Below are 10,362 nucleotides of genomic sequence, written 5' to 3'. Positions count from 1 at the left end.
GCCGTCGCCAGCGGGTGGACGAGTCGCTGGAGCGGCTGGGGCTGGCCGGTCGCCAGAAGCAGCTGGCCGGCAGCCTGTCGGGCGGCTGGAAGCAGCGCTTGGCCCTGGCGTCCTGCGTGCTGCACGCGCCGCGCCTGCTGCTGCTGGACGAGCCCACCGCCGGGGTCGATCCCCAGGCGCGGCGCGAGTTCTGGGACGAGATCCACGCCCTGTCGGCCGAGGGCCTGACCGTGATGGTCTCGACCCACTACATGGACGAGGCCGAGCGCTGCCAYGACATCGCCTACATCGCCTACGGCAAGCTGATGGCGCGCGGGACCTTGGAGCAGGTGATCGGCCAGTCGGGCCTGACGACCTTCCGCGCCGAGGGCCCCGGCGCCGACCGCCTGGGCCGCGAGCTGGCCAAGGCGCCCGGCGTGGCCATGGCAGCGCCGTTCGGGGCCGCCCTGCACGTCAGCGGTCAGGACCGCGCGGCCCTGGAGGCGGCGATCGCCCCCTACCGCAAGCCGCCGCTGGTCTGGACCGAGGTCTCGCCGACCCTGGAGGACGTGTTCATCCAGCTGATGTCGACGTCTCAGGACAATTTCCAATGAGCGCCGCGTCCGCCGACCGGGGGCTGTCGCTGAACCGCATCCTGGCGGTGCTGACCAAGGAGTTCATCCAGCTCACGCGGGACAAGCTGACCTATGCGATGATCCTGGTCATGCCGATCGTCCAGCTGATGCTGTTCGGCTACGCCATCAACAGCGACCCGCGCGACCTGCCGACGGCCGTGCTGGTGCAGGACCACGGGCCGATGGCGCGCTCGGCCCTCTCGGCCCTGGCCCACAACGGCTATTTCAAGATCGTCCACGAGGCGGCCTCGCCCGAGGAACTGGACCAGGCCATCGCCCGGGGCGAGGTGCAGTTCGCCCTGACCATCCCCGCCGACTTCAGCCGCCGCGTGGTGCGCGGCGACGGCGCCCAGATCCTGGTCGAGGCCGACGCCTCCGACCCGGCCGCCACCGGTGGGGCCATCGCCGCCCTGGCCAATCTTCCGCGCACGGCGCTTTCCCGCGATCTGGTGGGCGCCGCGGCCCAGGTGGACAAGGATCCGTTCGAGGTGGTGATCCACCGGCGCTACAATCCCGAGGCCATCACCGCCTACAACATCGTGCCCGGCCTGCTGGGCGTGGTGCTGTCCCTGACCCTGGTGATGATGACCTCGCTGGGCATGACCCGCGAATACGAGCGCGGCACCATGGAGAGCCTGTTGGCCACGCCGGCCAAGCCGATCGAGGTGATGATCGGCAAGCTGGCGCCCTATGTGGTGGTCGGGCTGATCCAGACCGTGGTCATCCTGGTGCTGGCGCGGGTGCTGTTCTCGGTGCCGATGGGCACGGGCGGTCTGGGGGGCTGGGGCGCCCTGGCCCTGGGCGTGGTGCTGTTCATCCTCGGGTCGCTGTCGCTGGGCTTTTTGATTTCGACCGTGGCCCGCAACCAGCTGCAGGCCGTGCAGATGTCGTTCTTCTACATCCTGCCCTCGATCCTGCTGTCGGGCTTCATGTTCCCGTTCCGGGGCATGCCCGGCTGGGCCCAGGCCCTGGGCAGCGTGATTCCCGTGACCCACTTCCTGCGGGTGGTGCGCGGCTCTTTACTTAAAGGACTGGGTGTTCAGGATCTCTGGACTAGTCTTGCCGCCTTGGCGGTGTTCGTCCTGGTGATCACCGCCGCCGCGATGTCGCGTTACCGACGCACCCTTGACTGAGGTAGCGGGCGCCCGTGCCGCCGTACTGTGGAGTTCGTGCACGACTGCGACCTTTTTACGCGTTTGCGGGGTGCAAAACGCGCTCAAGGCCTTGCGCCGCGCGGATTCACGTGCGAACCGGTACTATGCTGGCGCTTTTTCCGGGACAGTCAGCCGATACGCTCGGAAGTCGATTTTCGTGGGGGCGGTCAGGTGTTCGCGGCGTCATCATCATGGGGACGCGAAACCTGACGGGTGTTGCTCTGCTGACACTTTCGCGGATCGCGCGCCTTGGTATAACAATGCTCGGTCGGTCTCGGCCGGTGCAGGGCAATAGAGGGCTCTTGATATGAAACTTCAACTCCTGGCGGGGGTGGCTCTGGCCGCGGTCTTCGCCGCTGGCGCCGCTTCGGCCCAAGAGACCGGCTGGTACGGCGCGGTCGACCTTGGATACCACTGGCCCGAGGGCGTCAGCACCGAATCCGACCTGAACCTGCCGGACGGCGCTCCCGCGCACTGGACCTGGTCGACGGATGACGACTGGGCCGGCTTCGTCCGCCTGGGCTACCAGTTCAACCCGAACTGGCGCGCCGAACTCGAAGGCGGCTATCGCCCCGGCGATCTGACCACCGTTCGCGGCAACCCCGTTCGCCAGCAGCCTTACGCGCTCTGCACCCCCGGTGTGACGCGCACCGCGGCGGCTCCGACCTGCGGCGGCCCGTCGGGCTCGATCGACTCCTGGTCGCTGATGGTCAACGTCCTGTACGATTTCGCGCCGGACTCGTGGATCAACCCCTACCTGGGCGCCGGTCTCGGCATCAACCGTCTGGACGTCAGCGCCCTGGGCCAATTCAGCGGCGTGCAGCGTAACCTGCCGGGCGCCACCGCGGCTCAGATCGCCAACAACCCCGCTCAGCAAAACCTGACCGTCGATGACGATGACATCGCCATCGCCTGGCAGGCCATCGCCGGCGCCTCGATCAAGGCGACCGACAAGCTGAAGGTCGACGTGACCTACCGCTGGTTCGCCACGGAAGAGCACGCCTGGCAGTCGAAGGGCAGCAACGTGCTGCAACCGGGCGCGTTCGCCGGCCAATACAAGGACCAATCGCTGACCGTCGGTCTGCGCTACTCCTTCGCTTCGCCGCCGCCGCCCCCGCCGCCCCCGCCGCCCCCGCCTCCGCCTCCGCCCCCGCCGCCTCCTCCGCCCCCGCCGCCTCCGCCGCCGGTGCAGTACGAAGCGCGCGAGTTCATCGTCTACTTCCCGTTCGATCAGTACGTCCTGACGCCGGAAGCCCAGTCGGTGGTTTCGGAAGCCGCGAACTACGCGACCACGGGTCACGCCACCAAGCTGGTGGTCGTCGGTCACACCGACACCTCGGGTTCGCCGAAGTACAACGCCAAGCTCTCGGAGCGTCGTGCGAAGGCCGTGGCTGACGCCCTGGTCGGCGCCGGTGTCGCCGCTGACGCCCTGGCCGTTGATTGGAAGGGTGAAAGCGCCCCCGCCGTCGCCACTGGCGATGGTGTGAAGGAACCGCTGAACCGCCGTTCCACGATCTCGATCAACTTCTAAGATCGCGATCAGGCACTAAGGTTGAGGGCCCGGCGGAAACGCCGGGCCCTTTTCTTTTGGGCGCGCCCTGATCAGCCCCGAAGCGATTCCTGGGCGGGGAGGGGTGAAATATGCGCCGTGGGCGTTGGATCGCCCGCCGGCTGGGAGCTTGGCTCAAGCAAGTGCTTTTCCGAGGAATCCGGTCCGCGACCGGATCACTTATTTGTGGCCCGCGACAGGTCGTCGCGGCGGCGTTTGCCTTGGCCGCGCAACCCCTTGATGATGCCCAGCATCTTCCGGCACACCATCGTTCGTTCACAGCTTGTTAAGAAAAAACTCGCCCGCGAGGCGCATCTCGTCGTTGACGAGTCATTAGCCACTGTGGCCCCATATGTGGGCTGAGGGGGCTCCTCGGCCACAAGATGTAGCGGCTGGACGGGACGTTCCCTTTTCCGGAACACGCTGATTGATTATGGATTTTTGATCATGAACGGCAGTGAAGCGGTTAAGACGACGACGCTCCCTCAGGCCCGCACCGGCGGCATGAAGGCTGAACGTCCCAAGCTGGCGCTGGTTCGCAAGGTCGAGGTCGATCGTTCGCGCGACGCCTTGCTGACCGATTTCGGCAAGACCACCCTGGAAGACCGGTATCTGCTGCCGGGCGAGTCGTACCAGGACATGTTCGCCCGCGTGTCGACGGCCTTCGCCGACGACGCCGACCACGCCCAGCGCGTCTACGACTATATGAGCCAGCTGTGGTTCATGCCGTCGACCCCGGTGCTGAGCAACGGCGGCGCCGAGCGCGGCCTGCCGATCAGCTGCTTCCTGAACGCCGTCAGCGACAGCCTGGACGGCATCCTGGGTGTCTGGAACGAGAACGTCTGGCTGGCGGCCAACGGCGGCGGCATCGGCACCTACTGGGGCGGCGTCCGGTCGATCGGCGAGAAGGTCAAGGGCCAGGGCCAGACCAGCGGCATCATCCCCTTCATCCGCGTGATGGACAGCCTGACCCTGGCGATCAGCCAGGGCTCGCTGCGCCGTGGCTCGGCGGCCGTCTATCTCGACATCTTCCACCCGGAAATCGAAGAGTTCCTGGAGATCCGCAAGGCCTCGGGCGACTTCAACCGCAAGTCCCTGAACCTGCACCACGGCATCTCGATCACCGACGAGTTCATGCATGCGGTGCGCGACGGCCACAAGTTCGGCCTGCGCTCGCCCAAGACCAACGAGGTCCTGCGCGAAGTCGACGCCCGCGCCCTGTGGCAGAAGGTCCTGGAGCTGCGCCTGCAGACCGGCGAGCCCTACCTGATCTTCTCCGACACCGTGAACCGCGCCATGCCCCAGCACCAGCGCGAGCTGGGCCTGAAGGTTCGCCAGTCCAACCTGTGCAGCGAGATCATGCTGCACACCGGCGTCGACCACCTGGGCAACGACCGCACGGCCGTCTGCTGCCTGTCGAGCGTCAACGCCGAGACCTTCCTGGAATGGCGCGACCATCCGATGTTCATCGAGGACATCATGCGCTTCCTCGACAACGTCCTGCAGGACTTCATCGACCGCGCGCCCGACGCCGCCTCGACCGCCGCCTACGCCGCCATGCGCGAGCGTTCGGTGGGCCTGGGCCTGATGGGCTTCCACAGCTTCCTGCAAAGCCAGAACGTGCCGTTCGAGAGCGCCCTGGCCAAGAGCTGGAACATGCGGATGTTCAAGCACCTGCGCCGCGAGGCCGACAAGGCGTCGATCACCATCGGCGAAGAGAAGGGCCCGTGCCCGGACGCCGCCGACCGCGGCTCGATGGAGCGCTTCTCGCACAAGCTGGCCATCGCCCCGACCGCCTCGATCTCGATCATCTGCGGCGGCACGTCGGCCGGCATCGAGCCGATCCCGGCCAACATCTATACGCACAAGACCCTGTCGGGCTCGTTCGCGGTGAAGAACCCCTACCTGGAGAAGCTGCTCGAGGAGAAGGGCCACAACACCGACGCGGTGTGGGGCACCATCCTGGAGAACGAGGGTTCGGTCCAGCACCTGGACTTCCTCAGCCAGGACGACAAGGACGTCTACAAGACCGCTTTCGAGCTGGACCAGCGCTGGGTGGTCGAACTGGCCGCCGACCGCACGCCGGAAGTCTGCCAGAGCCAGTCGGTGAACATCTTCCTGCCCGGCGACGTCGACAAGTGGGACCTGCACATGCTGCACTGGCAGGCCTGGGAGCGCGGCGTGAAGTCGCTGTACTACCTGCGCTCCAAGTCGGTGCAACGGGCGTCCTACGCGGGCTCCGACGTCGCGGTGGCGGGACCCGTCAACGGCTTCGACGCCCCGTCCAAGACCGACTACGACGAATGCCTCGCCTGCCAGTAGGGCGACCGACGCAAGGTCTTAATAATCCTTAAAAAAGACGGCGTCGCGGACCTCCGCGGCGCCGTTTGTTCGTCTGGAACCATCCTCCGTGCGAATTGTTCATGACGTGGGGTTTTGTCCCATGGACGCCGGCCGAATTCTGGTTAGGCTCGTCGTGGGGAGAGGGTTCTGGGGACCGGAATGCGTGCTTGCACTGCATTTGTAGCGGGAGTTGGTCTGAGCGTCCTGGCTATCGCCACGGCGCAGGCCCAGACGACCGCGTCCGCCAAATCGTCCAGACCTTCAGATAGGGCGTCCGGCCCAGCCCGCAAGGCCCCGCCCAGTTTCGTCGTCGATATGCGCGCCGTCGATGCGCGCGCCGGAACGCCGGTCGACCTCGGCGTCCACAAGGTTCGCCCCGCCTCCAGCACAGTCGGCTTCGCCGAGGCGCCCGCCGCTCGGACCGAGCGCGCTTCCGATCCCACCTTCGCGCTGTCGCCCGCCGGCGCCTATGGCGACGCCGCCCTGCTCGATTCCAACCGCTATTACCAAGGCCGCGGCGCGGTCAGCTATCGGTCCGACGCCTTCGTTGTGGGCGAGGGCGAGCACGCCGTCGACTCGGTCCGGGTCTCGGTGGCCAGCGTCGCGCCGGTCGGCGCCACCCGCCCCCTGGCCCTGGTCCGCCCCGACGAGGACAGCTTCGAAGACCGCGACGTCGACGTCACCCTCACCCGCGGCTGGCCGGCCGCCGTCTCGGTGGGCGCCGGCAAGTACGCCCTGGACGTCACGCCGCACGCCGGCCTGGGCTTCGGCGGGGCCGGCGGCTCGGCCGAGGCGGGCGCCACGGTGCGCTTCGGCAAGAAGATGGGCGACCAGGTCGTCAATTCCCTCGGCGTCGAGGACGGCCGGCAGTTCGGCACGCGCGGACGCTGGTACGTGTTCGCCGCCGCCAGCGGCCAGGCCGTCGGCATGAACATGCTGCGCAGCGGCGATGGCGACTGGAGCGGGGCCGGCGTCACCACCGACGCCAGCAGCAAGCTGGTCGGCGACGGGCAAGCCGGCGTGGCCTGGCGCAAGGGGCCGATGCAGGCCTCGTTCGGCTATGTGCACCGCAAGATCAGGGCCAAGGACCAGATCATGGGCATGGCCACCCAGAAGGACGAAATGCTGGCCTTTTCGTTCAGCCTGAGGCCGCACTGGTAGGATGGCCGCGCGGGCGCCTTGCGCTCGGCGCTTGAGTTTCGGGGCCAGATCATGCAGCTAGCGCCCGTACGTCCCCGAGCCCCTCGTCCGAGCTCCCACCGGAACCGTCTAGCGTCATGAGCGATAGCGAGCCTCCTCGCCCCCGCAAGATCCTGAGCCTGAAGAGCGGCGTCGCCGCGCCGGGCGGTCCGCCGCCGCTCGAGCGTCTGCCGCGTCCGGCCGGTCACAGGCGTGTCGTGGTGATGGCGCCCGAGCCGCCGCCTCCGCCGCCGGCCACCGGCGACTTCAAGTGCAAGCCCTGCGGCACGCGCTTCGATCCGCCGCTCGACCTGGCCGACGACGACTCGGTGCGCTGCCCGTCGTGCAACGCCCGCCTGGGCCTGGCGTCGGACTTCCGCGCCGTTCCGCCGAACGTCGAGAAGCTGCGCGCCCGCTACCTCAAGAAATAGGCTCGTCCCGCTCAGCAGCCGAACCCGCGTCCGGCAGGGCCAGGTCGGTGGTCGGCACGAGGATCGGATCCTTGACCGTGTCGCGCCGCGTCGCCGCCTGGCGCTTGAACAGGCCGCGCCATAGCGGCTCGGGGGTGGGTATGGCGCTGGACCATAGTCGCCCGCTGATCGCCAGGGCCTCGGCGTCGTCGAACGTGCGCTTCATCACGGCGGTCTCGAACTTCATCATGTTGAAGTCAGAGAAGGTGGCCGGGATCGAGGCGGCCCAGAGCGGCAGGTTGTGGCGGGCGCAGAACCCGGCCGCGACGCTCAGCGCCTGGCGGTACGAGAACCGCAGCATGGTCTCGAAGCTGCGGCCCATGATCGAGGTCACGCCCGGCGCGGTGGTGCGGGGCGAGGGGTCCAGCACGGTGTTGAAGATCACATAGACCCGGCCGCGCCGCAGGCGCTGGCCCAGTTCGCGCCAGCGCAGCAGGGCGTCGGGCATCAGGAACAGCGGCGCGGCGATGCCGCCGTCGGCGTGCATTTCCTGATAGCGGGCCTTGCCGCCTTCGCCGTCCGGGGCCTCGACGTCTATCAGCTTGGGCGGGAACAGGCCGGGCAGGGTGGCCGAGGCCACCAGCACCTCGCGGAACAGCCGCAGGGCCGCCTCGCCGCCGTGGGTGGCGATCGCCCCCATGTCCCAGATCGTCGCCTTCTGGCTGTCGAGATTGGTGGTGGCGATCAGCAGGCGGCGGCCATGGGCGTGCTCGCGGGCCACGGCCTCGATCATCTCCAGATCGATGAACGGCGCGACCAGACCGTCCAGGGAATCGCCCCGGAACAGACTGGGCCCAAGGGTCGGACCCAGGCGCTTGAGGCTGAGCAGCTCGGCCGCGTGGCCGCCGACATAGGCGTCGGCCAGGCGGTCGTCCCATTTCGGACCCAGGAAGGCGAAGGGGGCGATCAGGGCCCCGGTGCTGACGCCGGTGACGATGGCGAACTCGGGCCGCGTCCCGGCCTTGGTCAAGCCGACCAGAGCGCCGGCCCCGAAGGCTCCGCCCGCCGCGCCGCCCGACAGGGCCAGGATGTTGAAGTCGGTCCCGCCCAGCAACGGCCGCATCGGCGCCAGGCGGTCGGCGACGTTGCGCAGGGCCTCGTCGGCTTCGTCGACGCTGAGCCGCACACCGGGAAAGCCGGCCGCCTCGACCTCGGAGTCGGGGCGGTTCAGCGGCGCGGGCAGGCGCTTGCCGCGCTGGCTGTTCGTCGCGCGGTCGCGGAAGAAGTTCTGGACGGTCTTCTTGGGGTCCGACGGCGTGTTCAAGGCTAACCCAATCCAAACAAGATCAGGGGTGTCCGCTCGACGCCAGAACCACTCCGACCAACACCGCGGCGTAGTGCAGGCCGGCGCCGCCGATCACGTGACCGTGCCAGATCGCCCGCCGGAACTTCAGCCGCTTCATCAGGTAGAACACCGTACCGGTCGAATAGATCACGCCGCCGATCGCCAAAAGCAGCAGGGCCACCCAGCCCATGCCGTCGATCATCGGCTTGATCGCCACCAGCACCAGCCAGCCCAGGGCCAGGTACAGTCCGACCCAGAAGCGCTTGTCCAGGCCCGGCAGGAACAGCTTTGCCGCCACGCCCACGCCGGCCACCGACCAGACGGCCGTGGTCATGCCGATCGCCCACCAGCCGTGCAGGTTCTGGGTGGTGAAGGGGGTGTAGGAGGCGGCGATCATGATGAAGATGCCGGCGTGGTCGAAGCGGCGCAGCAGCGGCCGCCAGCGGGCCTTGGCGAAATTGTAGGCGGTCGACAGCGACAGCATGGTGATCAGGCCCACGGTGTAGACGCTGATCGCCGCCACCTGGCTGAGCGAGCCCATGCCGAAGGCCAGGCCCAACAGGATGCCGCCGCCCAGCAGGGCGCAGGCCAGGCCGGCCAGGTGCACCACCAGGTCGGCGCACTTGGCGCCAGGCGTCGGATAGTGCGTGGTCGGAAGAACGGCCGGAACCTGGGTCGGATGGGCGTCGGGAGCGGTCGTCGCGACGATGCTGGAAGTCTCTGTCATGGCCCGCCCACTGTACGCGCAATCAATGACATATAAACGCCGATCATCGTGGCTGGGATAGGGCCGCGCGACGCTTTTTCGCATCAGCCCAGCAGGCCGTGCGCCCCGTCCCAGGCCAGCTTGGCCCCCACCGCGATCAGCAGCACGTAGATGACCTTGTAAAAGCCCTCGGCCGGCACCCGCCGCACCAGCCACACGCCGGCCCAGGTCGAGGCCAGGGCCAGCGGCAGCAACACCGCCGCCGTGGTCAGAACCTGGGGCGTGAATTGGCCGAGCGCGATATAGGCCGGCACCTTCATCCAGTTCACCGTGGCGAAGAAGATGGCGCTGGTGCCGATGAACACGTCGCGCGGCAGGCGGCGGGGCAGGGCGTAGATCTGGAACGGCGGGCCGCCGGCATGGGCCACCTGGCTGGTGAAGCCGGCGACCGCGCCGCACAGGGCGCCCAGCCAGGGTCGGGCCGGTCCGGCTTCGATCACCGCCGCCGTCTTGACCGCCCGCTCGACCCACAGGCGCTGCAGCGAGAAGGCGATCGAGATCAGGCCGATCGACAGCTCGACCGCCGCCACCGACACCCGCGCCGCCAGCAGCCAACCCAGGAAGATGCCCACCGCCGCCGCCGGCAGCATCAGGATCAGCAGGCCCTTGTCCCAGGTCTYGCGGAAGCTCCAGACGCTGACGACGTCCTGGGCCAGCAGGATCGGCAGGGTGATCGCCGCGGCCAGCACCGGCGAGATCACCAGCGCCATCATCGGCACCGCCACCACCCCGATCCCGGCGAACCCGCCCTTGGCCAGGCCCAGCAGGATCACGGCGGGAATGGCGACGGCGTAGAACAGGGGATCGGTCAGCATGGAGCGGTGTTAGCAGGATCATGGGCGGTTTCCCAAGGGGCGGTGCGGCGAACACTTGCCCCCTACGGACCGCTTCGCGGTCGTCTTCCCCCAGAGGGGGAAGAGGCTCCGCCGTTGGCGCGGCGCGTGCGTCCTCCGCCCCCTGTGGGGGCGGACAGGCGGCGAAGCCGCCAGGTGGGGGCAAGTG

9 protein-coding genes are annotated in these 10,362 nt (G+C 68.3%); 6 read left to right on the top strand and 3 right to left on the bottom strand.

All coding sequences use genetic code 11. The features are described from left to right. The 6 genes from AC1DZ6_RS10465 to AC1DZ6_RS10440 form a co-directional block, all read left to right on the top strand. The coding region (locus tag AC1DZ6_RS10465) for an ATP-binding cassette domain-containing protein (protein ID WP_477097119.1) at positions 1-593 on the top strand (593 nt) is incomplete at its 5' end. Then, positions 590-1,747 carry an ABC transporter permease gene (locus AC1DZ6_RS10460; protein ID WP_477097118.1) on the top strand — a complete coding sequence of 386 codons (1,158 nt, stop codon included), beginning with the start codon at positions 590-592 and terminating at the stop codon, positions 1,745-1,747. The genes AC1DZ6_RS10465 and AC1DZ6_RS10460, both read left to right, overlap by 4 nt. A 328-nt stretch (positions 1,748-2,075) precedes the next feature. Then, on the top strand, positions 2,076-3,299 hold the full coding sequence (locus tag AC1DZ6_RS10455) for an outer membrane beta-barrel protein (protein WP_477097117.1): 1,224 nt from the start codon (positions 2,076-2,078) through the stop codon (positions 3,297-3,299). Positions 3,300-3,758: 459 nt separating this feature from the next. Further along, complete coding sequence (locus AC1DZ6_RS10450) at positions 3,759-5,639, top strand: ribonucleoside-diphosphate reductase subunit alpha (protein ID WP_477097116.1); 1,881 nt, start codon at positions 3,759-3,761, stop codon at positions 5,637-5,639. A 336-nt stretch (positions 5,640-5,975) separates the two neighbouring features. After that, positions 5,976-6,821, top strand: a complete 846-nt coding sequence (locus AC1DZ6_RS10445) for a lipid A-modifier LpxR family protein (protein WP_477097115.1) — start codon at positions 5,976-5,978, stop codon at positions 6,819-6,821. Between the two features lie 116 nt (positions 6,822-6,937). Next, the gene (locus AC1DZ6_RS10440) at positions 6,938-7,270 is read left to right on the top strand and encodes a hypothetical protein (RefSeq protein ID WP_477097114.1); all 333 of its coding nucleotides are present in this window, start codon (positions 6,938-6,940) and stop codon (positions 7,268-7,270) included. On the opposite strand, the gene AC1DZ6_RS10435 is transcribed toward AC1DZ6_RS10440, so the two are convergent. The 3 genes from AC1DZ6_RS10435 to AC1DZ6_RS10425 all read right to left on the bottom strand — a co-directional run bounded on the left by AC1DZ6_RS10435 (position 7,260) and on the right by AC1DZ6_RS10425 (position 10,175). Then, entirely contained in the window at positions 7,260-8,573 is a 1,314-nt protein-coding gene (locus tag AC1DZ6_RS10435) for a patatin-like phospholipase family protein (protein WP_477097113.1), read from the bottom strand. The genes AC1DZ6_RS10440 and AC1DZ6_RS10435 overlap by 11 nt on opposite strands. Positions 8,574-8,595: 22 nt before the next feature. Next, the gene (gene trhA / locus AC1DZ6_RS10430) at positions 8,596-9,321 is read right to left on the bottom strand and encodes a PAQR family membrane homeostasis protein TrhA (protein WP_477097112.1); all 726 of its coding nucleotides are present in this window, start codon (positions 9,319-9,321) and stop codon (positions 8,596-8,598) included. Positions 9,322-9,404: 83 nt separating this feature from the next. Continuing rightward, a complete protein-coding gene (locus AC1DZ6_RS10425) occupies positions 9,405-10,175 on the bottom strand; it encodes a sulfite exporter TauE/SafE family protein (protein ID WP_477097111.1) in 771 nt (256 codons plus the stop codon). Positions 10,176-10,362: the final 187 nt, after the last annotated feature.

The organism is Caulobacter sp. P1_B12_2, from assembly GCF_056406675.1.
Note: the sequence above shows the minus strand (reverse complement) of the source record. Positions and strands in the feature narration are given on the sequence as shown.

Coding starts and splice junctions, on each gene's coding strand:
- AC1DZ6_RS10455 (WP_477097117.1), top strand. CDS start 2,076: ATGAAACTTCAACTCCTGGCGGGGGTGGCTCTGGCCGCGGTCTTCGCC.
- AC1DZ6_RS10460 (WP_477097118.1), top strand. CDS start 590: ATGAGCGCCGCGTCCGCCGACCGGGGGCTGTCGCTGAACCGCATCCTG.
- trhA (WP_477097112.1), bottom strand. CDS start 9,321: ATGACAGAGACTTCCAGCATCGTCGCGACGACCGCTCCCGACGCCCAT.
- AC1DZ6_RS10440 (WP_477097114.1), top strand. CDS start 6,938: ATGAGCGATAGCGAGCCTCCTCGCCCCCGCAAGATCCTGAGCCTGAAG.
- AC1DZ6_RS10445 (WP_477097115.1), top strand. CDS start 5,976: ATGCGCGCCGTCGATGCGCGCGCCGGAACGCCGGTCGACCTCGGCGTC.